Annotated in this window: 23 protein-coding genes (1 of these 23 cut by a window edge); 12 read left to right on the top strand and 11 right to left on the bottom strand. The window is 69.1% G+C overall.

Translation table 11 applies throughout. The features are described from left to right. The 4 genes from V5F59_RS22815 to V5F59_RS22800 form a co-directional block, all read right to left on the bottom strand. Positions 1-68 carry the start of a type 1 glutamine amidotransferase gene (locus V5F59_RS22815; RefSeq protein WP_393980460.1) on the bottom strand. Its footprint begins 802 nt before the window's first position, so 68 of the gene's 870 nt are visible here — the first part of the coding sequence; it begins with the start codon at positions 66-68; the stop codon falls past the left edge of the window. A gap of 75 nt (positions 69-143) precedes the next feature. After that, positions 144-1,046, bottom strand: coding sequence for a DMT family transporter (locus V5F59_RS22810; RefSeq protein ID WP_393980462.1), 903 nt, complete (start codon positions 1,044-1,046; stop codon positions 144-146). Between the two features lie 9 nt (positions 1,047-1,055). Then, a complete protein-coding gene (locus tag V5F59_RS22805; RefSeq protein ID WP_393980464.1) occupies positions 1,056-1,808 on the bottom strand; it encodes an SDR family NAD(P)-dependent oxidoreductase in 753 nt (250 codons plus the stop codon). A 187-nt stretch (positions 1,809-1,995) separates the two neighbouring features. Beyond that, entirely contained in the window at positions 1,996-2,487 is a 492-nt protein-coding gene (locus V5F59_RS22800) for a MarR family winged helix-turn-helix transcriptional regulator (RefSeq protein WP_393980466.1), read from the bottom strand. A gap of 199 nt (positions 2,488-2,686) precedes the next feature. Here V5F59_RS22800 and metX point away from each other — a divergent pair, with 199 nt between their 5' ends. After that, complete coding sequence (metX, locus tag V5F59_RS22795; protein WP_393980468.1) at positions 2,687-3,913, top strand: homoserine O-acetyltransferase MetX; 1,227 nt, start codon at positions 2,687-2,689, stop codon at positions 3,911-3,913. Positions 3,914-3,916: 3 nt separating this feature from the next. Continuing rightward, positions 3,917-4,570 carry a methionine biosynthesis protein MetW gene (gene metW / locus V5F59_RS22790; RefSeq protein ID WP_393980470.1) on the top strand — a complete coding sequence of 218 codons (654 nt, stop codon included), beginning with the start codon at positions 3,917-3,919 and terminating at the stop codon, positions 4,568-4,570. Here metW and V5F59_RS22785 read toward each other — a convergent pair. After that, positions 4,554-5,309, bottom strand: coding sequence for a class I SAM-dependent methyltransferase (locus tag V5F59_RS22785; protein WP_393980472.1), 756 nt, complete (start codon positions 5,307-5,309; stop codon positions 4,554-4,556). The two genes, metW and V5F59_RS22785, sit on opposite strands and share 17 nt — an antisense overlap. Positions 5,310-5,524: 215 nt before the next feature. On the opposite strand from V5F59_RS22785, the gene gloB reads away from it, so the two are divergent. Both gloB and V5F59_RS22775 read left to right on the top strand, forming a co-directional pair. Further along, positions 5,525-6,298: a hydroxyacylglutathione hydrolase gene (gene gloB / locus V5F59_RS22780; protein ID WP_393980474.1), complete on the top strand. Its 774-nt coding sequence runs from the start codon at positions 5,525-5,527 to the stop codon at positions 6,296-6,298. Between the two features lie 65 nt (positions 6,299-6,363). After that, positions 6,364-6,741: a cupin domain-containing protein gene (locus V5F59_RS22775; RefSeq protein ID WP_509211238.1), complete on the top strand. Its 378-nt coding sequence runs from the start codon at positions 6,364-6,366 to the stop codon at positions 6,739-6,741. A gap of 15 nt (positions 6,742-6,756) precedes the next feature. On the opposite strand, the gene V5F59_RS22770 is transcribed toward V5F59_RS22775, so the two are convergent. The 3 genes from V5F59_RS22770 to V5F59_RS22760 form a co-directional block, all read right to left on the bottom strand. Continuing rightward, a complete protein-coding gene (locus V5F59_RS22770; RefSeq protein WP_393980478.1) occupies positions 6,757-7,296 on the bottom strand; it encodes a sigma-70 family RNA polymerase sigma factor in 540 nt (179 codons plus the stop codon). 279 nt (positions 7,297-7,575) lie between these two features. Next, positions 7,576-7,866 carry a con-10 family general stress protein gene (locus V5F59_RS22765; protein ID WP_393980480.1) on the bottom strand — a complete coding sequence of 97 codons (291 nt, stop codon included), beginning with the start codon at positions 7,864-7,866 and terminating at the stop codon, positions 7,576-7,578. A gap of 208 nt (positions 7,867-8,074) precedes the next feature. Next, complete coding sequence (locus V5F59_RS22760) at positions 8,075-9,832, bottom strand: sensor histidine kinase (protein WP_393980482.1); 1,758 nt, start codon at positions 9,830-9,832, stop codon at positions 8,075-8,077. 259 nt (positions 9,833-10,091) lie between these two features. Here V5F59_RS22760 and V5F59_RS22755 point away from each other — a divergent pair, with 259 nt between their 5' ends. Next, the gene (locus V5F59_RS22755) at positions 10,092-10,898 is read left to right on the top strand and encodes a response regulator (RefSeq protein WP_393980484.1); all 807 of its coding nucleotides are present in this window, start codon (positions 10,092-10,094) and stop codon (positions 10,896-10,898) included. 23 nt (positions 10,899-10,921) lie between these two features. Beyond that, the gene (locus V5F59_RS22750) at positions 10,922-11,221 is read left to right on the top strand and encodes a hypothetical protein (RefSeq protein ID WP_393980486.1); all 300 of its coding nucleotides are present in this window, start codon (positions 10,922-10,924) and stop codon (positions 11,219-11,221) included. Between the two features lie 9 nt (positions 11,222-11,230). On the opposite strand, the gene V5F59_RS22745 is transcribed toward V5F59_RS22750, so the two are convergent. Next, positions 11,231-14,086 (bottom strand): response regulator, encoded by a 2,856-nt coding sequence (locus V5F59_RS22745; protein ID WP_393980488.1) that lies wholly within the window; start codon positions 14,084-14,086, stop codon positions 11,231-11,233. Between the two features lie 200 nt (positions 14,087-14,286). Between V5F59_RS22745 and V5F59_RS22740 the strand changes: the two genes are divergently transcribed. The 6 genes from V5F59_RS22740 to V5F59_RS22715 all read left to right on the top strand — a co-directional run bounded on the left by V5F59_RS22740 (position 14,287) and on the right by V5F59_RS22715 (position 19,687). After that, entirely contained in the window at positions 14,287-15,075 is a 789-nt protein-coding gene (locus V5F59_RS22740; RefSeq protein ID WP_393980490.1) for a tellurite resistance TerB family protein, read from the top strand. A 16-nt stretch (positions 15,076-15,091) separates the two neighbouring features. Then, positions 15,092-15,823 (top strand): glutamine amidotransferase, encoded by a 732-nt coding sequence (locus V5F59_RS22735; RefSeq protein ID WP_393981165.1) that lies wholly within the window; start codon positions 15,092-15,094, stop codon positions 15,821-15,823. A 247-nt stretch (positions 15,824-16,070) separates the two neighbouring features. Further along, positions 16,071-16,994 carry a sugar phosphate isomerase/epimerase family protein gene (locus V5F59_RS22730; RefSeq protein ID WP_393980492.1) on the top strand — a complete coding sequence of 308 codons (924 nt, stop codon included), beginning with the start codon at positions 16,071-16,073 and terminating at the stop codon, positions 16,992-16,994. Positions 16,995-17,203: 209 nt separating this feature from the next. Next, complete coding sequence (locus V5F59_RS22725; protein ID WP_393981167.1) at positions 17,204-18,826, top strand: FMN-binding glutamate synthase family protein; 1,623 nt, start codon at positions 17,204-17,206, stop codon at positions 18,824-18,826. Between the two features lie 129 nt (positions 18,827-18,955). Further along, on the top strand, positions 18,956-19,381 hold the full coding sequence (locus tag V5F59_RS22720; protein WP_393980494.1) for an Hsp20 family protein: 426 nt from the start codon (positions 18,956-18,958) through the stop codon (positions 19,379-19,381). Positions 19,382-19,423: 42 nt separating this feature from the next. Further along, the gene (locus V5F59_RS22715; protein ID WP_393980496.1) at positions 19,424-19,687 is read left to right on the top strand and encodes a BQ00720 family protein; all 264 of its coding nucleotides are present in this window, start codon (positions 19,424-19,426) and stop codon (positions 19,685-19,687) included. 61 nt (positions 19,688-19,748) lie between these two features. Here the strand turns inward: V5F59_RS22715 and ptsN are convergent, their stop codons facing one another. Together ptsN and hpf are read right to left on the bottom strand one after the other, a co-directional pair. Beyond that, positions 19,749-20,213 (bottom strand): PTS IIA-like nitrogen regulatory protein PtsN, encoded by a 465-nt coding sequence (ptsN, locus tag V5F59_RS22710; RefSeq protein ID WP_393980498.1) that lies wholly within the window; start codon positions 20,211-20,213, stop codon positions 19,749-19,751. Positions 20,214-20,462: 249 nt separating this feature from the next. Beyond that, on the bottom strand, positions 20,463-21,038 hold the full coding sequence (gene hpf, locus V5F59_RS22705; protein WP_393980500.1) for a ribosome hibernation-promoting factor, HPF/YfiA family: 576 nt from the start codon (positions 21,036-21,038) through the stop codon (positions 20,463-20,465). Positions 21,039-21,163 lie beyond the last annotated feature (125 nt).

Here is a 21,163-nt window from a genome sequence, read left to right as displayed (position 1 = left end):
ACTGCCACCTGTCGTGCCCGCGCCTCGGCGGTGTTTCCTTCAACAACCAGAAGACGGGCAGCGGGCATGATGATCCTGCGAATAGGGACGATGATCATCAAGAATAAGCAGATTCTTGACGAAACCGAGAAATCGCCGGCAAATCACCCGGCCAGCCCTCGGTTCCGCCGCTCCATCACCAGAAGGTAGGCGCCGGAAGCGATGACGATGCTCGCGCCCGCCAGCGTCCACAGGCTGGGCACCTGGCCGAACACCAGCCAGCCCAGCACGATCATGCTGATGATCTGGGTGTAGATGAACGGCGCCAGCGTCGCCGCCGGCGCGCGCGCATGGGCGAGGATGAGGAGGAAATGCCCCGCTCCGGCGACCGCGCCCAGCTCCAGCATCAGGCCGATCACCACGGGTTCGCGCGGAGTTTCCCAGACGAAGGGCAACGGCAGGCTGGCGGCGATGGAGCCCACCAGGGCGGAATAGAAGAGCGTCGTCGCGCTGGAATCGGTCTTGGCCAGCATGCGCGTCGTGATGGCGTAGAGGGCATAGGTGGCGGCCGCGCCGAGACAGAGGATGGCGGCGGGATGGATGCCCCCGGCGCCCGGCCGGACCACCAGGAGAATGCCGCTGAAGCCCACCATGATGGCGACCCACCGCCGCGCGCCCACCTGTTCGCCGAGCATCGGCCCGGCGAACAGCGCCACGAAGAAGGGCACCGAGAACATGATGGAGACCGTCTGGTCCAGCTGCAGGAACTGGAGCGCGGTGAAGTTGAGCGCCGTGGTGAGGAACAGGAGCGCCGAGCGGCCGATCTGCAGCAGCGGCCGCGAGGTGCGCATCAGCCCCGGAACGGTCCAGGGGTTGAACACCACCAGCGAGAGCGCGAAATGGATGACATAGCGCGCCCACACCACCACGAACACGTTGATATGCCCGCTCAGCCATTTGGCCGTGGTGTCGGTCACCGCGAACGTGACCACGGCAAGGCTCATCAGGGCGATGCCGACGAAGGGGGCGTGCGCCTGAGCGCCCTTCGGACCTTCCGGCGCACGCATGGCGAAGCCTCAATAGGTGGCGCGGCCGCCCGAAAGGTCGAACACGGCGCCGGTGGTGAAGGAGCAGTCGGCAGAGGCGGCGAACGCGATGGTCGCAGCCACCTCGTCCACCGACACGAATCGCCCGCGCGGGATCTTCGACAGCATATAGTCGATGTGCTGCTGGCTCATCTGGTCGAAGATGGCCGTGCGCGCCGCCGCCGGCGTCACGCAATTCACGGCGATGTCGTATTCGGCCAGCTCCTTGCCCAGGGACTTGGTGAGGGCGATCACCCCCGCCTTGGAGGCCGAATAGGCCGAGGCGTTGGGGTTGCCCTCCTTGCCGGCGATGGAGGCGACATTGACGATGCGCCCGTAGCCCTGGGCGATCATGTGCGGGACCACCGCCCGGCAGCACAGGAAGGGGCCGTCGAGATTGATGGCCATCACCTGCCGCCAGGCGTCCTCGGGATAGTCCCACAGCTTCATGTTGGGGCCGGAGATGCCCGCATTGTTGACCAGGATGTCGATGCGCCCGAAGGCGGCATGTGCTTCCGCGACCGCGCGCTCCACATCGGCGCGCCGCGTCACGTCCACCGCCACCGGCAGCACCTTGTCGCGCCCCAGCGCATCGGCGGTGCGCGCGGCGAGGTCGGCGTCGCGATCGAGGATGGCCACCTGCGCGCCGGAGGCAAGGAAGCGCTCCACCACGGCGCGGCCGATACCCTGCGCTCCGCCGGTGACGATGGCGAAGCGGTTCTGAAGATCGATGGCGTTGGGCATGGTCCTCCCGTCCGGCCGGCTTGGCCGGCTCCTTCAGCATCAAGGCTGCATTCGAGCCTGGGCTTAATCGTTTGAAACTGTCTTAGCGTCCCGACGGGGGGAGGGGAAGTGGCGCGAGATGCATGCCTTCGCGCCCGTCCATGCGTTTCCGGCGGCCGGCCCTGACAGGGCGTCCGCCGGGGGAGGCTCACGCCTCCTCGTCGTCGTCCGCCGACTCGGCCTCGTCGTCCATGCCGCCGTCCGCGCCGAGGCGCAGGGCGAGGTTCTTCTCCACCTTGCGCAGCAGCTTGCGCAGACGCTTCTTCTCCTTGTTGTCGAGCCCCGCCACCATCTCCGATTCGAGCTGTTCCCAGACCGCGTCGATGGATGCGCCGCGCTCGCGGCCCGCCTCGGAGAGGAAGACGCGCACGAGGCGTCCGTCGCCATCGGTGGCGCGGCGCTCCACCAGGCCCTGGGTGGTCAGCCGGGCGATGGTCTTGGAGGCGGTGGGCGGGCGGACCCGCAGCGCGCCGGCGAGATCACCCATGGTGCGCCCGTCTTCCTCGCACAAGAGCTTGATGACCGCCTCCTGTCCCGGGAACAGGCCCAGATTGGCGAGCAAGCGGGCGGACAGCGCCTTCTGCAGGCGCGCCGTATGCGTCAGCCGGTAGCCGATGGACTTCTGAACGGGATCCTTCATCTCATCCCCCCACACGGGCCAAAGCATGGCCCCTGCCACCCCGCGCGCGGATGTGCGCGGATGTGCGCGGGCCCCGCCGGCCGTGGCGACGCTACTTATCCACGTGCCGGCTTACAATTTTGCGAAGGTACCGCATCCGTGTGCGATCCCGCCTTCGCCGCCGCTTGACAGGGCCGCACGCCCGTCGCTTGGTTCCGGCATGACATCTTCCGTTGAGACGGACGTCGCCCTCTCGGCCGCACAGGCTGCTGCCCCATCTGCCGCTCCGGCGCGGCGCGAGGCGGACGATCCGCATTCCCCCGTGGCGCGCTTCGGCGCCAAAGCTCCGCTGAAGCTCGACGCGGGGGTGGAGCTGCCGCACCTGCAGATCGCTTACCAGACCTATGGCGAGCCCAACGCCGCGCGCTCCAACGCCATCCTGCTCTGCCACGCCCTCACCGGCGACCAGCATGCGGCGAGCCTCAATCCCGTCACCGGCAAGCCGGGCTGGTGGGACACCATGGTGGGGCCCGGCAAGCCCATCGACACGGAGCGCTTCTACGTCATCTGCTCCAATGTCCTGGGCGGCTGCATGGGGACCACCGGGCCGGCCTCCTCCAGCCCCGTCAGCGGGCAGCCCTACGGGCTCGACATGCCGCTCGTCACCATCCGCGACATGGTGAATGCGCAGGCCATGCTGCTCGATCATCTGGGCATCGACCAGCTGTTGTGCGTGGCCGGCGGCTCCATGGGGGGCATGCAGGTGCTGCAATGGGCGGCGAGCTATCCCGAGCGCGTCTTCGCCGCGCTTCCCATCGCCACCGGCGCGCGCCATTCGGCGCAGAACATCGCCTTCCACGAGGTGGGGCGGCAGGCGGTGATGGCCGATCCGGACTGGCGCGGCGGGCGCTATCTCGCCGAAGGGGTCACGCCCAACCGCGGCCTCGCGGTGGCGCGCATGGCGGCGCACATCACCTACATGTCGGACCAGTCCCTGCACCGCAAGTTCGGCCGCCGGCTGCAGAACCGGGACATGCCCACCTTCGGCTTCGATGCCGACTTCCAGGTGGAGAGCTATCTGCGCCACCAGGGCGAATCGTTCGTGCAGCGCTTCGATCCCAATTCCTATCTCTACGTGACGCGCGCCATGGACTATTTCGACCTCGCTGCCGATTACGGCGGGGCGCTGGCCAATGCCTTCCGCGGCTCCAAGACGCGCTTCTGCTTGGCCTCCTTCACCTCCGACTGGCTGTTCCCGACGGAGGAGGCGCGCACCATCGTGCACGCGCTCAATGCCTCCGGCGCGAGCGTGTCCTTCACCGAGATCGAGAGCGACAAGGGCCACGACGCCTTCCTGCTTCATGAGCCGGAGCTGTTCGCCATCGCCCGCGGCTTCCTCGACAGCGCCGCGCGGGCCTTCGGCCTGCCGCCGGCCCGGAAAGACTGACCCATGTCCTCGCGTGAACCGGTTCTGGACGAAGGCGTGGTGCGCCAGCAGGGCGGCCGCGTCGACCTCGTGGTGGTGGCCGAGATGGTGGCGCCCGGCTCCCGCGTGCTCGACGTGGGCTCGGGCGAGGGCGAGCTTCTGGACTTGCTCGCCACCACCCGCGGCTGCGATGCCCGTGGCATCGAGCTGTCGCGGGAAGGGGTGAATGCGGGCGTGGCGCGTGGCCTCGCGGTGGTCCAGGGCGACGCCGACGTGGACCTTGCCCATTATCCCGACGATGCCTTCGACTACGTGATCCTGTCGCAGACGCTGCAGGCCACCCGCCGGCCCCGCTGGGTGCTGGAGCAGATGCTGCGCATCGGCCGCAAGGCCATCGTCTCCTTCCCCAATTTCGGGCACTGGCGCTCGCGCCTCGACCTGATGATCTACGGCCGCATGCCGGTGACGGACAACATGCCCATCGCCTGGTACGAGACGCCCAACATCCACTTCTGCACCATCCGCGATTTCGTGGCCCTGGTGGAGCTGCTGGATGCGCGCATCGAGAAGGCGGTGGCGCTCGACAGCTCCGGCCATCGGGTGCGGGTGAACATGCCCTGGTGGGTGTGGAACCTGCTCGGCGAGCAGGCGGTGTTCCTGCTCAACCGAAAGAAGTAACGCGTCCCGCCGGGGCGGCGCCACCCACGAGCCGGCCTTCCAGCGCCGGCTCCAGCACCGGGGCGAGGCGCGGCTTGCGCACCGGGACCGGGCGATAGAGCTGCTTCGTCGCCTCCACCACCAGCACGCCGGAGAAGGGCAGCGAGAGGCGCGCGCCGACGCGCTCCCACGCCACCGCGGTGCGCAGGAACCAGCGGCTCGGCGGGGCATAGAGCGCTTCGTCCCAGCCCACGGGGGTGAACAGGGCCTCGCGCAGCAGCGTCACCACCTGCCCGCGGGAGAAGGGCCGGCCGTTGCCGAAAGGGGTGGTGTCGAGCCGCGCCCAGACGCCCCGCCGGTTCGGCACCACCGCCAGCAGCCGTCCGCCGGGCGCGAGCACGCGCCACACCTCGCTCAGCATCTCCGCGGCGTTGGGGGTCATTTCCAAAGCGTGCACCGCCACCACCCGGTCCATGCTGGCGGTGGGCAGCGGCAGAAGGGTCTCGTCGGCAAGGGTGGCGAGGGTGGGAGCGGCCGAAGGCCAGCGCACCACGCCCTGTGCCGCCGGCATCACGGCGATGCAGCGCTCCGCCTCCTCGCGGAACACGCCGAGATAGGGCGTGGCATAGCCGAGGCCGAGCACGCGCATGCCGGTCACATTGTCGAACCGCGCCCGGATGGCCCGCCCCAGCAGGCGCCGCGTCATGATGCCGATGGGCAGGGCGTAGAAATTGCGCAGGTCGACAACGTCCAGAAACATGGATCCTCTCATCCCGGATCGCTCTCCGGCTGCGCCCCATGCGCGCAGTCCACCGCCCTGCCGGGCGGACTGCTCTTCCGCTTCTCGTCCTAATAGAGGATCATGCGTGCCGGGTCCGCAATATCTGCGCCGTCCGGTCACCGGTGGAGCCCAATCGGCTCCTGGCGCAGGCTCCGCCTTCCGTCCCTTCGCCCCCGAATCCGGAGAATGAGACCGTGCCGGCCGAAATTCGCCTCGTTCCCTGCCTCAGCGACAATTACGCGGTGCTCCTGCACGACGATGTCACGGACGCCACCGCCGTCGTGGACGTGCCGGAAGCGACGCCGGTGATCGAAGCCCTCGAGAAGGAGGGCTGGACGCCGACCCACATCCTCATCACCCATCACCACGCCGACCACACCCAGGGCATCCCCGCCGTGAAGGCGCGCTACGGCGCCACCGTGGTCGGCCCCAAGGCCGAGGCGGCGGAGATCCCCGGCCTCGACGTGGCGGTGGTGGATGGCGACCCCGTCGCCGTGGGCTCCCTCGTCGGCCGGGTGCTGGAAACGCCCGGCCATACCAAGGGCCACGTCTCCTATCTGTTTGAAGGGGAGGACCTGCTGTTCTCCGGCGACACGCTCTTCACCCTCGGCTGCGGCCGGCCGTTCGAGTGTGATCCGCCGGTGCTCTGGGCGTCCCTGCTGCGCCTGCGCGGCCTGCCGGAGACGCTCAGGGTGTTCAGCGGCCACGAATACACCCTCTCCAACGCCCGGTTCGCCCTGAGCGTCGACCCCGACAACGCCGACCTCGCCCGCATGTTCGCCGAGGCCGAGGCCAGGAGGGCGGAGGGGCTGCCCACCATCCCCTCCCGGCTCGCCGACGAGATCCTCGCCAATCCCTTCCTGCGCGCGGACGATCCGGCCATGGCGGAGCGCCTGGGCCTTGCCGGCGCCGATCCGGCGGCGGTCTTCACCGAGCTGCGCGAGCGCAAAAGCAGCTTCAAGGGCTGACGGGCGTGTCCGGCCGCGATCCCGATCCGGTGACGCCCGAGGAGATCATCGCGCTCCTCGGCCTCATGCCACATCCGGAAGGCGGGCATTTCCGCGAGACCTTCCGCGATGGCGACGGCACGGCGCGCGGCGCCTCCACCGCCATCTATTTCTTGCTGCGGGCGGGCGAGCGGTCCCATTGGCACCGGGTGGATGCCGCGGAGGTCTGGCACTGGCATGCCGGCGCCCCGCTGCGGCTCTCCATCGCCGAGGGACGCGAGCGCCGCGACGTGCTGCTGGGCCCTGACCTGCGTGGCGGGGCGCGTCCGCAGGGCATTGTCCCGCCCCACGCCTGGCAGGCGGCCGAGAGCCTCGGGGCGTGGACGCTGGTGGGCTGCACGGTGGCGCCCGCCTTCGATTTCGCCGGCTTCGAGCTGGCGCCCTCCGGATGGGAGCCGGGCTGACCGGGACGGACCGGATCAGCTGCGTGCGGCGGAAAGGGTGACCGCGTCGCTCGCCACCACGTCGGCGGTCTCGTCCGCGCCCATCAGGGCGAGCAGCTTGTTGCGCGCGCGGTTCACCCGGCTCTTGATGGTGCCCAGCGCGCAGCCGCACACCTCCGCCGCTTCCTCGTAGGAGAGGCCGGCCGCGCCCACCAGCACCAGCGCCTCGCGCTGGTCGTCGGGCAGGTGGGACAGGGCGTCCTTGAGCGAGCTGAGGGTGGCGGACCATTCCTGGCTCGGGCCGATGTTGGTGTCCTGGTGCGACAGCGCCGAGATGCCGTCGCTCTCGCGGCGGCGCTTGCGGATCTCGGTGTAATAGGTGTTGCGCAGAATGGTGAACAGCCACGCCCTGAGGTTGGTGCCGGGGTCGAACTTGTCGATGTTCGACAGCGCCTTGAGCAGCGTCTCCTGCACAAGGTCATCGGCCTCGGTGCGGTTGCGTGTCAGCGAGCGCGCGAAAGCCCGCAGCGCCGGAAGAAACTCCAGAACCTGATGACGCAGGTTGTCGGCGTCCATCTCCCGCCGCTGCTCCCGGGCGGGCGGATCGCTCTGGCCGTCCCTGTGGGGCTCCCCTGTCGAATCCATCGTACCCCTACTTTCGGCAGGAAATGGATGTCGGGCGCCGCTCTCCGACAGCGCGCCGCTCACGCGGCTCTCCACTGTGGAATGCGCGGAAACAGCGGGTTCTCCCCTCCGCTTCCTTCGCACCATCCAGCATAGGCGACACCGAGCTTTTGTCGTGTAACGATTGCGCGGGTGCCGATGCTCAACCCGCCGCCGGAGGCGGATCCTGCCTCACGCGCCGTCGCCGGAGTTCTGGGCGCCACCGGACTGGCCGCTCTTCTGTCCCCCCTTCTGGCCCGCCTGGGAGGCCAGGGTGCGGTCGCGCGAGAAGCTGCGATGTTCATCCGCGACGCTCTGTCCGCCCTTCCGGCCGGCTTCCGCGGCAAGGGCACGGTTCTGGAAGAAGCTCCGCTTCTCCGCAGGCACGCTCTCCCCGCCCTTGCGCGCGATGGCGCGCTGCTTTTCGGCGTCCATCGCCGCAAATCCGCGCTGGGAGGCGCCCTTGGATCGAGCCTTGTCCATGTGCTGTGCTCCTCCGATCTGGAAACGCATCGCGGCGTTCGTCTCAAGGAAGAACGAAGCAGACGCCGTCCGGTTCCGGTTGAGGTGGCTTGGCAGCGCAGGAAATGGGGCCAAACGGGGCGCAGGGGGCCGTGTCCGCGGGCCTAGTGCATTGTACCCGGGGCGCTTTTCCGGACGGGCGTGGATTCGGCGCAGGGTAAATTTCCGCTTAATACGGGTCTTCCGCCGGACGGGGGCGGCAGGGGAAGTCCCCGGTGACGACGACGGCGCCGTCCGCCTCGATGCTGCGCTTGAGGCCGCCGCCGAGCTGGGTCGCGAAGCCGCCGGCCAGGCTGGCCTGTTCCGCCGGCTCGTCCTGGTTCTCGCCGACGCTGCGCACGGTGAGGCGCAGGCATGCCCCCACCGTCCCGCCCCTGAGCACCATCTGCGCCGGGCTGGCACCCGTCCGCGGCGCCAGGGAGAGCACCAGCTCCACCACCATCAGGGCGAGCGGCACGGCCATGTCCGTGGGCAGGTTGAGATCCTCGGCCTCCACCGCGATGCGGGCGCTGCTGTCCGTGCTGCCCTCGAGAAGCGAGGCGAGCTCGCGCAGCAGCTCGCGCAGGCGAACCTGAGATCCGTCGCTGGCCTCGTAGAGGATGCGGTGGACTAGGGCGAGGGTGTTGACGCGGGTGCGCAGCTGCTCGAACCGGCGCCGGTTTTCCCCGCGGCCGATGCCGCTCCCGTACAGGCTGAGCAGGCTGACCACCACCTGCAGGCTGTTCTTAATGCGGTGGTGGATCTCCCGCACCAAGGCGGTCTTCTCGGCAAGGCCTTCCCGCAGCCGGGCGTCCCGCTGGCGCACGGCGAAGGCCATGTTCTCCACCGCATGGCCGAGAATGCGGAACTCGCTCGGCGCGGCATCGAGCCGGCTCGGCCGGAAGCCGTAGTGCCCCTGGGCGTAGACCGCGGTGACGCGCCGCAGATAGAGCAGCCAGCGCAGGATCATGCGGTCCACCGCTACCCAGAGCACCACGAGCGACAGCGCCATGATCACCGCCGGCAGCGCCAGGCTGGCGGTGATGGCGAGGAAGGTCCAGCCGAACAGGCGGTCGGACGGCATGGCGAAGGCCATGGTGAGCTTCTGGCGTTCGAGCCGCGCGGTGGCGAAGGTCCAGCTCCCCCCCGCCTGGTCGCGGCTTTCGCGCAGGCCCGTGCGGGCACCGGCGCTATCGCCGCTTCCGAGCACCCGCGCCGGATCGAACAGCGCCGCGCTCGCGCCATGAGAATTGGTGGCGAGCTCTTCACCGGCGGCCGAGAACAGGGTGGCGACTCCGATGGAGGGGGGCGTCTGCTGGCGCAGCAGGTTGTCGAGCCAGCGGGTGTCGATGCCGATGGCGAGCGCCCCTTCCAATTGCCCGGACGCGGTGCGCAGGGGCAAGATGCCCACCAGCACCTGGGCCCGGGCGGCGGAGCTCTCCACCCGTCCGGTGAGGCTGAAGCCGGGGTTGCGGATGGCGCCCTGCCACCAGGCCTCGTCGCCCACATCGCGGTCGGACGACTCGATGGCCGCGCACAGCACGCGGCCGGATGGATCAAGCACGCTGATGTTGGCGACGAAGGGCAGGCTCACGGTGGCGCCGCGCAGGGTCGCCTGGCACGACGGCCCGCTATTGTAGACGTCCTCCACGTTGCGCAGGGCGTACAGCACGTTCTCTGCGGAGGCGAACACGCTCTCCTGGGTGGCCGCCGCGCCGAGGGCGCGCTGGACGAGATGCTGGCGCGCCTCTTCCTCCGCCCCGTTCAGCTGCATCACCCCCTGGATGATGTTGAGGGCGGCGATGGGCGCCATGGCCAGCAGCACCACCAGCACCAGCCGCCGGCGGACGCTGTCGAAGAGGGTACGCGGCTGTCCCGCAACGGAGGCGAAGATCGCGCTTCGCTCCTTGTTGCGTGCCCTTGCCGCCGCCGCCTTCCTCAAGTCCATGATCACTCCGCCTGAGCCGGATCAGATCACATCGAACCGCGAGAGGCGATTGAATGTGAGCGGTGAAGCCCGGCCGACTCCTGCCTGGTGCGGCTGCAAAGTCCGGCTGCAAGGTGGCGGCTGCAAGTGTCCGCCGCACGCACTATAATGCGTCGCGCCGCAACGGGTTCCACGCCGTGCGGGAACTTAACCCCAACGTTGGCGTTAGACAGCGTGGCGCCCGCATCTGGTATTTAGAGCAGCTTCCAAGGGATACCGCATGGCCCAGACTTCGCTCGTCAAGCAGCTTCCGTTCCTGCGCCGCTATGCGAGGGCGCTGGTCGGGTCGCAGGCGGCAGGCGATCTGCTGGTGCAGAACACCCTGAAGGCCGTCCTTGACGGAAAGGTTGCCGTGGACGCCTCCGTGTCGCCCCGCGTCGCCCTCTACAAGGCGTTTCACGAGGTGTGGAGCCCCCGTGGCGGAGCTGGCGCCGCCGCCTCGCGCGCCGATGCGCGGCTGCAGGCCATCGACCCCGCCTCGCGCGTGGCGCTGCTGCTCACGGCCATGGAAGGCTTCTCCTTCGCGGAGGCCGCCAACATCCTCGGCACCACGGTCTCGGAGGTGGAGGCGCAGGTCGTCGCCGCCCAGCGTGAGATCGACCGGCAGATCGCCACCCGGGTCCTCATCATCGAGGACGAATGGGTGATCGCCCTCGACCTGAAGACCCTGGTGGCCGAGCTCGGCCACGAGGTGATCGGCGTCGCGCCTACCCATTCCAAGGCGGTGGAACTGGCCCGGGCCGGCAATTTCGGCCTCGTGCTCGCCGATATCCAGCTCGCCGACGGCTCCTCGGGCATCGAGGCGGTCACCGAGATCCTGGAGAGCTTCAACGTCCCGGTGATCTTCATCACCGCCTTCCCCGACCGCCTGCTCACCGGCGAGCGGCCGGAGCCCACCTATCTCATCACCAAGCCGTTCCTCACCGAGACGGTGAAGGCCACCATCGCCCAGGCGCTGTTCTTCCACGAGGCGCGGGCCCTGCCCGAGGGCACGCCCGCCCCCCGCACCGCCGCTGCCAATCCATGACCGTTGCCCGGAGACATTTGAAAATGGCCGAGAAGTCCGAAGCCGCAAAGCCCGCCGTGGACCCGAGCCTCACCGACGTGCGTGAGGATCTCGACCAGCTCCGGGCGGACTTCGCCCGCCTCCTCGACACCCTCGGCAAGACCGCCCGCAACGGAGTGAAGGGCGCCACCGGCGAGGCCGAGGCGGCCGCCGGCGACGTGACCGACTGGGCGGAAGGGCAGTACCAGACCCTGCGCGAAACCATCCGCGAGCAGCCCATCACCGCCTGCGCCATTGCCGCCGGGGTCGGCGTGATCCTGGGGCAGATCCTGCTGCGCCGCTGAGCCGGCGCCCTATTCCTCCGACACCTCGAACCCGAGGCGGCGCAGGCCCTCCCGCAGGGTTGCGCCATCATAGGGCTTGCCCATGAGCGCGATGCGGGCCGAGGCGCCGAACTCGCCCTCCAGCTCGCTGGTGCCGTAGCCGGTGGCGATGATCACCGGCAGGTCGGGGCGGATGCCGGCGAGGGCGCGGACCACGTCGTCGCCGCGCATGTCCGGCAGGCCCACGTCCACCACCGCCAGCACGATGCCGGGGGCCGCCGGCCCCCGCGCATGCTCCAGCGCCGCCTGCCCGTGGGAGGCGACGATGACCTCGAAGCCGTGGTCCTCCAGGATCTGCCGGGCGACGAGCGCCACGAAGGGCTCGTCCTCCACCAGCAGGACCACGCCCCGCTTCGCCGGCTCGTCCAGGATATCCTTCACCTTCCCCACAAGCTCCGCCTGGCTGAATGGCTTTGCCAGCAAGCGATCCTGAGGGCCCGACCGTCCGGCCAGGGCCCGCGCATTTTTCGCATAAGCGGTGGTGAATAGCACCCGGATATTGGCCAGGCGCCGGCGTACCTCCTCCGCCAGCGCGGTGCCGTCCATGCCTTCGCCCAGACGCACGTCGGTGAACAGGAGGTCCGGCCGCGCGCCGTCGTCGAGACGGCCGAGCGCGCCGGCGGCATCCTTGGCCTCGATCACATCGTGGCCGGCCTCGCGCAGGATGGAGACGGAAAGGGCGCGCAGCTGGGGGTCGTCCTCCACCACCATCACGCTGGCCGTGGCGCCTGCCCCCTTGCGCGCCGGCCGGGGCGGCGTGTTCTCCGCCAGCCCGGTTTCCACGAGACGGCGCAGATAGAGCTTCACGGTCGTGCCCTCGCCGCGGGCGCTGTAGATCATCACATGCCCGCCGGACTGCTTCACGAAGCCATAGACCTGGCTCAGGCCGAGACCGGTGCCGTCGCGGGGGCCCTTGGTTGTGAAGAAGGGCTCGAAGGCGCGGGCGCGCACGTCCTGGGTCATGCCGATGCCGGTGTCGCTGACGCTCACCGCCACATAATGCCCGGGCGCGATGTCCTCATGCTCGGCGCAATAGGCTTCGTCGAGGTAGGCGTTGGCGGTCTCGATGGTGAGGGTGCCGCCGGCGGGCATGGCGTCCCGGGCGTTCACCGCGAGGTTGAGGATGGCATTCTCCAGCTGGTTGTGGTCGATCTCCGTCCGCCACAAGGCGTCGGCGAGCCGGGTCTCCACGTTCATCCGCTCGCCGAGCGCGCTGCGCAGCATCTGCGACATGGCAAGAACCAGGCGGTTCACGTCGGTGGGGCGGGGGTCGAGGGGCTGGCGGCGGGAGAAGGCGAGCAGGCGCTGGGTGAGCGTCGCCGCGCGCAGCGCTCCCTGCCGGCCATAGTCGAGGAAGCGGCGGATCTCGGTCGCCTCGGGGGCGACGCGCCGCTCCGCGGCCTCCAGATTACCGATGATCACCGTGAGCAGGTTGTTGAAATCGTGGGCGATGCCGCCGGTGAGCTGGCCGACGGCCTCCATCTTCTGCGCCTGCCGCAGCTGCGCCTCGGCCTTCAGGCGGTCCGCCATCTCCTGCTTGAGGCGCTCGTTGGCGCGGGCAAGCTCGGTGGTGCGGGCGGCGGCGAGGCGTTCCAGGTCCTCGTTGGTGCGGGCGAGGGCCTCGCGGGCGGCAACGATCTCGGAAATGTCGGTGCAGCTGCCGTACCAGCGGTCGATGCGTCCCGTCTCGTCGCGCACCGGCAGGGCGCGGCACAGGAACCACCGGTAGCTGCCATCGGCGGCCCGCAGCCGGCACTCGCGGGTGAAGGGATTACCGCTGGAGAGGGAGGCCTGCCACGCCTCCGTCGCCGGCCGCAGATCGTCCGGATGCAGGAAGGCATGCCATTCGCGGCCCGCGCGGTCGCCGGTGAACTCCGTCCAGTGGCGATTGTAATAGTCTCCGGTGCCGTCGGGGGTGCTGGTCCACACCATCTTGGGCAGGGCCTCGGCCAGCAGGCGGTAGCGGCGTTCGCTCTCGGCGATGTCGCGCTCCGCCTTCTTCCGCTCGGTGATCTCCACCACGATCATGCCGACGAGGCCGATGTCCGGGACCGCGCCCGGGCCGTCGCCGCCAGGGCCCTGCGTGCGCACGGGGAAATAGCTCGCCAGAAAATGCCGCCACACGGCGGGGGCAGCGGGGGTCGCGCCCTCCACCTCCACGCCGGCGATGACGCCGCCGGTCTGGACCACCCGGGCGATGCCGGGCGTGAGCGCCTCGGAGAGTTGGGGCAGGAGATCGGTGAGGGAGCGGCCGGGATGGGAGGAAACGGGGATGCCGTCCATCCGCGCCAGCATCTCGTTCACGCGCACGAAGCGCAGCTGGCGGTCGAAGAAGGCGAAGCCCACGGGCGCGTGGTCGAGCAGCGCCTCGAGGGTCGCCACCGTCACGTCCTGCTGGGCCACCGCCGCGGCCAGCCGGCCGCGCGCGGCCTCCAGCCGCCGCAGCCCGGCGCCGAGGGTGATGCCCATGACGAGCGCGACGAAACCGCTGACGCCGAATGAGACGAGGGTCGAGCGGGCCGGGCCGGCGGCGAGGGGGTTGGCCTTTTCCCCGTGGCTCAGGACCGCGAGCCCGGCTTCACCGGCAATCAGCACCGCGGCCACGCCGAGGCCGATGCGTCCCCCGCACACCAGCGTCGCCGTGAAGATGGCGCCGATATGGACCATGAAGGGCGCGAGGTCCGGCTGCGACAGGGCCACGGTGGTGCGCAGCAGAATCGCGACGGCAACCACTATCGCAGCGAAGCCCAGCCGCCAGCCGAGCGGCCGCTGCCGGGAAATGATCTCTAGGAAGGGGCCGGCCAGACCCCGACTGGACTGCTCCATCCTTGCTCCTGCGCCACCGGGGGCACACCATGCCCTTTCCAGGCCGCCGGGTTCAACCTTCGCGTCATGATTGCAGATGCGCACAGGGCGAAAGCCCTTGCTCCCGCCCCGTTGCTCTTATGCACGCATGGCGTGCAGACTCGACCTGCCATCCGGGCTGGCGGGCGGCCGCCGGAGACGTGGCCGCGGGGCGGGGGCCGATGCTGCCCGTGGTGCCGGGGTGGTGTCCTGGCCTGGCGAAGGTGGAGGCGACCTTCAGCTCGCCCTTGCCGTCGCGCATCACCTCCACGGAGGCGAACGAAACGGCCCCGCTTCTCGCCGATGCCGAGGAGGCCGCCCAGGTCGATCACGGCGGCGACGATGGTGCCCGAGTGATCCATCAGCAGGTCATTCGCCTCCCTGAGGTTTTCCCGGCGGCGCGGGAAAAAGACTGGTGGCGGCGGGGGCCTTGCACGCGGCGGAGTGGCATGGCACAGGCGGAACAGCCCCGAGCCGAGGATTTAAGGCGCATGTTCCGCACCCTGTCCGACTTCATCTCCGACATCACCGGGGGCAGCCGGGAGGCGCAGGCGTTCGACGAGAACGACTACCGCCTCGCCGCGGCTGCGCTTCTGGTGCATGTGATGTCCATCGACGGTGCCGTGACCGACGATGAGCGCATCGTGCTCAAGGACATCCTCGCCACCCGCTTCGGCCTCGATGCGCAGGAAGGCGAGGCGCTGGTGGAGCTTGCCATTGCCAAGGATGCCGAAGCAGTGGATCTTTATGCCTTCACCAGCGTGCTCAATCGCGCGCTGGACGACGAGGGCCGCCTCCGGATCGTGGAGATGATGTTCGAGGTCGCTTATGCCGATGGGGGCCTGAGCGAGTTCGAGGACAATCTGGTTTGGCGCGCGGCCGAGCTGTTGAACGTGGGCTCGCGCGATCGCATCCGCATCCGGCGCGAGGTCCGAGAGGAGACGGAAACGGGCGGTGAGCGACAGGAGTAGGTCGGACGGCGAGGGCCTGGCCCGCTGCAGCGTCGAGACGGCGGAAGGCTTGGCTGCGCCCTCGGGGACGGTGCTGGTGGTTCTGCACCAGGCGCGGTCGACGCCCGGGCGCATCGGCGAGCGCCTCCAGCGCCGCGGCTATGTGCTCGACGTGCGCCGCCCCTCCCTCGACGAACCCCTGCCCGAGACGCTCGACCGCCACTGCGGCGTCGTGGTGTTCGGCGGGCCCATGAGCGCCAACGACCCCAACCCCTTCATCAAGGAAGAGACGCTGCTCCTGGAGCGCGCGCTCACGGACCATGTGCCGGCGCTGGGCATCTGCCTCGGTGCCCAGCTCATGGCGCGGGCGCTCGGCGCCGCGGTGGCCACCCATGCGGAGGGGATGTGCGAGATCGGCTACTACCCGCTCCGGGCGACCGCGGCGGGCGAGGCGCTGATGCCCTGGCCAGGCCATGTCTACCACTGGCATTCGGAAGGCTTCGAGGTGCCCCGCGGCGCGGAGCTCCTGGCCACCGGGGAGGCCTTCCCCAACCAGGCCTTCCGCTACGGGCAGAATGCCTACGGGCTGCAGTTCCATCCCGAGGTGACGCGGGAGATGATGGCGGCCTGGACCGTGCGTGGCGCCCACATGCTCACCCGCCCCGGCGCCCAGCCGGCCGAGGCGCACCTCACCGGCTTCAGCCGTCACGACGAGGCCGTCTGCCGCTGGCTGGACGCCTTCCTGGACACCTGGCTCGCCCCCGTCTGAAGGCGTCCCGAAGGTCCCGCTCGGCCACCTGCGCAAGGTGGGGCTGTTTGCGTCGCAAAAACCATTCGGCGCTGCGGCATGGAAGTATTATCGTCATCGAACAGCGGTAGGCACGGACTGCCCCACAGAATGGGCAGCCGGGAAGAGTGCGCGCGTGCTTGGCCCATCGGGCGATCTCAGCCCGGGGTCAACCTGTCGCCGGGCGCATCCTGCCGGGGGAAGCAGCGAAATCAGAGGGAGACTCACCATGGACGCTCGCGCTCCGGCTGCCCCCATTCGGGGTATCGGCTACTCGATCCGCGCCAACTCGCCCGAGTTCGATGATATCGTCGAAAAGCTCGACGAAGCCGAGGAAACCGGCGTCGAATTCGTTGAACTTCCCATATTCGCCTGGACCCTCGTGGTGGACGGGAAGGTGCGATCCGACCGCCTCGACCGGCTGGTGAAGGCGACCCGCGACCGCCCCTTCGGCTATACGGTGCACGGCCCGCTCGCCATCAATCTCATGTCCCCGCTGGGGGCGCTGCCCCGGCACGAGGCCGCGCTGGATGCGGCGATTGCCATCTCCGGGGCCCTGGGGGCCACCAACCTCGTGCTCCATTCCGGCTGCGTCCGCGGCGAGGACGACATCGCCGTGGCCTACAAGCGCCAGCGCGACGCCCTCTCCCGCGCCGGCGACAAGGCCGCCGCGGCCGACGTGGTGCTGTGCGTGGAGAACATCTTCCGCTTCGAGCCCATGCGCGAGACCGCGCTGCCGTCCCGCCTCGCCGCCGAGCTTGATGCGGTGGACCATCCCCATGTCCGTGCCACGCTGGACGTGAGCCACGCCTTCCTGCGCTGCACCGACGCGCGCGCCAGCTTCATGGCCGAGATCGCAGCCCTCGCCCCCTATGCCCGTCATGTCCATGTGCACGACAGCTTCGGTCGTCCGCAGGAGAGCTGGGCCCTTGACGAGGCCGAGCGCGCCGCTTTGGGGGAGGGTGACCTGCATCTGCCCGTGGGCTGGGGCGGCATCGACTGGGACGAGGTGGCGCGCCGCTGCAGCTTCGGCGCCGGGACGGTGGTCAATCTGGAGCTGCACCGGCGCTACTGGAGCGAGCTGAAGAGCCAGGTCGGCATCGTGCGCGCGCTCGCCGGGAAGTTCGCCGCCACCGCGGTGGAGCTGGCCTGAGGCGGTCCTTCGCCCTGCTGCGACGCAGCAGCGATAGGTGCGGGCAAGATCTTGTTATATCCGTGTTTTCCGATGGAAACGGTATCCATGGGAGCGGAAAAATGCTCTAGCTTGGCGATGGGAGGACCGTCGCCATGACCATCGCCGATCCCGCGAAGATGCCTGCCGCGCCGTCGCTTCGGCGTGAGTTCGTCTCGCCCTCGAGCCGCATGCTCCTGAAGCGCTACGGCGTCTTCATCGCCCTCGTGGCGGCAGCGCTGGCGTGCCTCCTCCTGTCCTTCACTGCAAGGTCCGTGTGGCTGGTGGGCTTCTGCCTGCTCTTCCCGCTGGTGCTGGTGGGGGTGTTCGACATCACCCAGTCCGAGCATTCCCTGCTGCGCAATTATCCGGTCATCGGCTCGGTGCGCTGGATCTTCGAGGCCGTGCGCCCCTATCTGCGGCAATACCTCATCGAGGATGACCTGTCCGAGCGCCCGTTCAACCGGGAAGATCGCTCCATCATCTACGCACGGGCGAAGAACGAGGAGGACCGCCAGCCCTTCGGTACCCAGCTCGACACCTATGCCGCGGAGTATGAGTGGATGACCCATTCGCTCGCCCCCGCGCCGGTGAGCAAGGAGCCGTTCCGGGTGGAGGTGGGCGGGCCGGATTGCGCCAGGCCCTATTCGGCCTCGGTGCTCAACATTTCCGCGATGAGCTTCGGCTCGCTGGGGCGCAATGCCATCGAGGCCCTGAACCTCGGCGCCCGCAACGGCCACTTTTACCACGACACGGGCGAGGGCGGCTTCTCGCCCTATCACCGCATCCATGGCGGCGACATCGTCTGGGAGCTGGGCTCGGGCTATTTCGGCTGCCGCAACCGCGACGGCACCTTCTCGCCGGAACGCTTCGCCGAGCGGGCGGCGGACGATCAGGTGAAGATGGTGGAGATCAAGCTGTCCCAGGGCGCCAAGCCCGGGCATGGCGGTGTGCTCCCGGCGGCCAAGGTGACGGCGGAGATCGCCGAGACCCGCGGCATCGCCATGGGCGAGGACTGCATCTCCCCCTCGCGCCACTCGGCCTTCTCCACCCCGGCGGAGCTGATGGAGTTCGTGGCGCAGCTGCGCGAGCTGTCCGGCGGCAAGCCGGTGGGCTTCAAGCTCTGCGTGGGCCATCCGAGCGAGGTGTTCGCCCTCGCCAAGGCCATGGTGAAGACGGGCATCCGGCCGGACTTCATCGCGGTGGACGGGGCCGAGGGCGGCACCGGCGCCGCCCCGCACGAGCTTGCCGATCATCTCGGCATGCCGCTTCGCGAGGGGCTCATCCTGATGCGCAATGCGCTGGTGGGCACGGGCGTGCGCTCGGAGGTGCGGCTTGCCGCGTCCGGCAAGGTCACGTCCGGTTTCTCCATGGCGGCGAACATGGCCATCGGCGCGGACTGGTGCAACGCCGCCCGCGCCTTCATGTTCTCGCTGGGCTGCGTCATGTCCATGCGCTGTCACACGGGTTCCTGCCCCACCGGCGTCACCACCAACGACGCCCACCTCCAGCGCGGACTCGTGGTGCCGGAGAAGGCGGCGCGGGTCACGAGCTTCCACCATCGCACGGTGAGCGCCCTGGCGGACCTGGTGGCGGCAGCCGGGCTCTCCCATCCCCGGGAGCTGCTGCCGCACCATGTGTGGCACCGGGTCAGCCCCATCGAGGTGAAGCCGCTCGACCGCATCTATCCCTTCATCGGGGCCGGGTCGCTCCTGGAGATGCCGGAAGAAACACCCTATGCCCTCGACTGGGCCGCCGCCGATGCCGACAGCTTTGCCCCGGTGGCAGCGGTGGGGCCGCGCCGCGCGGCCTGAGCCATGCCTTGCAGCGGCAGTCGCGCGTCCCCATATGGCATCTGTCGGGGTGCCGTAAGGGCCCCGGCGGGCGCGGCCGGATAGGTGCGCGCCCGGCAACGCAAAGTCGCTTGACGAGGGCTTTGACCGATGTCGCGGATGTCTTCGCTGTCGTCCCCCTTTCTTCTGGGGTTCGACGAGGTCGAGCGGGCGCTCGACCGGGTGGCCAAGAGCGCCGACGGGTATCCTCCCTACAATGTGGAGAGGGTTGAGTCGGCCGGGGAGCCGCTTCGCCTGCGAATCACGCTGGCGGTGGCAGGCTTCACGGCAGAGCAGCTCGAGGTCGTCCTCGAAGAGAAGGAGCTGACCATCAGGGGCCGGCAGGTCGAGGATGGGCAGGGCCGCATCTTCCTGCATCGGGGCATCGCCGCCCGCCAGTTCCAGCGCACCTTTGTTCTGGCCGAGGGCATGAACGTGCTCGGAGCGGAACTGAAGAACGGACTTCTGTCCGTGGATCTGGTGCGTCCGGAGCCCGCTCGCCACGCCAAGCGCATCGACATTGTCTCCCGCCCGTGAGGGGCGAGGCGTGCCGCGCTGCCAGGAGTGAGGAGTAAGGCCATGACATACGAAACACACGAGACCGATCACGAGATGAGCCCCGAGGCCCTCGCGGTGCTGGGCGGCGGGCAGATCGCTTATGTGCGCAGCATCCGCTCGGAGGAGGTGCAGCAGCTCTTTCCGCAGGCGCCCGAGATCGCGCCGGGGATGACGCTGTTCACGCTGCACGCCGCGGACGGCACGCCCATCATGCTGACCGACAGCCGCGAGGCGGCGCTTGCCAACGCCAAGGAACACCAGCTGGTGACCATGAGCGTGCACTGACGGCGTGCATCGGGCGGTGAGCTGGGAATCGGGGCGCGGTCCGAAGGGGCCGCGCTCTTTGCTATGCCGCGTTGGAGGCGGAGGACGCCGTCAGAAGCGTGTGGATGGCGCCCGCATCGCGGGTGGCGCGGAGCTTTTCCACGATATCCGGATCGCGCAGCATGCGCGCAACGCGGGCGAGGGCCTTCAGATGGTCGGCGCCCGCGGCTTCCGGCGCGAGCAGCAGGAAGACCAGGTCCACCGGTGCCCCGTCGAGCGATTCGAAGTCGATGGGCTTTTCCAGCCGGGCGAACAGGCCGAACAGCTTGGGGAGGCCCGGCAGCTTGCCGTGCGGAATGGCGATCCCGTTGCCGACACCTGTGGACCCGAGGCGCTCGCGTTGCAGAAGCGTCTCGAAAATCTCGCGCTGATCGCGACCCATCAGGAGCGACGCCTGGTGCGACAATTCCTGGAGCGCCTGTTTCTTGCTACTCGCCCGCAGCATCGGGAACACCGCGTTGGGGGAGAGAAGGTCGGCGAGAGGCATGATCGGATCCCTGCGGCGAGCGGCCGAGGCTCGAAAGGCGGCGGACGCAAGAGCCGGATGCTTTGCGGGAGGAACAGCCCGGCGGCCCCCCGCAAAGCCAGATCCGTCTCTGTTCTACACGCGGAGGGCGCGCCCCCCGGAGGTCATCTTCGCGCCTCCTTAAAGGGATCGCGCCCAAGTCTCAAGCTGCGTCGTCTGAAGACACAGCCTTAAGCCGCGTCGGGAACCGAGGCCCGCAGTGGCCTGGGCTCAGTGCAGTTCCTCTGCGCCGGGGTCGATCCACCCCACATGCCCGTCCGGACGTCGATAGACGACGCTCACCCGGCCATGGCCGGCATGTCGGAACACCACCACCGGCGCCCCGGTGATGTCGAGTTCCACCACCGCATCGGCCACCGAAAGGCTGCGCAGGCGCGTCACCTGCTCGGCCACCACGGTGGGGCTCCAGCCTTCGAGCTCGTCCTCGGTCTCAGCTTCGGGAGCGGCACTGAGCACGTAGCTCTGGGCTGCGAAGCCATTGGCGGCGTGAGCCTGACGGCCCTTCAGCCGCTGCTTGTAGCGTCGCAGGCGCTTCTCGATCTTCTCCACCGCCGAATCGGCGCAGGCATTGGGATCCTGCGCGGCGCCATGCGCCTGCAGGTTCACGCCCGAATCGAGATGGAGCATGCATTCGGAGCGGTAACCGGAGCCGTCCCTGGCGACGGTGACGTGTCCCGACCATCCACCGTCGAAATATTTCGCGAGGACTTCGGAGACCCGCTCGGTAAGACGCTGGCGAAGAGCCTCGCCGACGTCGATGTTCTTTCCGGACACGCGTAGGGCCATGCGATTTGATCCCCTATGAACGGAGCCGGGATGGCCCCGTCCTGCATTACAAACCGGCCGGCCTACAAGTGGTAGGAGTGCTTCGCCGGCATGTCAACGCAGACCCTTCGTTCCACGCCGGTCGT

Source organism: Xanthobacter nonsaccharivorans, assembly GCF_043194755.2.
In the GTDB taxonomy this organism is placed as follows: Bacteria; Pseudomonadota; Alphaproteobacteria; order Rhizobiales; family Xanthobacteraceae; genus Xanthobacter; species Xanthobacter autotrophicus_G.
This window is presented reverse-complemented; position numbering and strand designations above follow the sequence as displayed.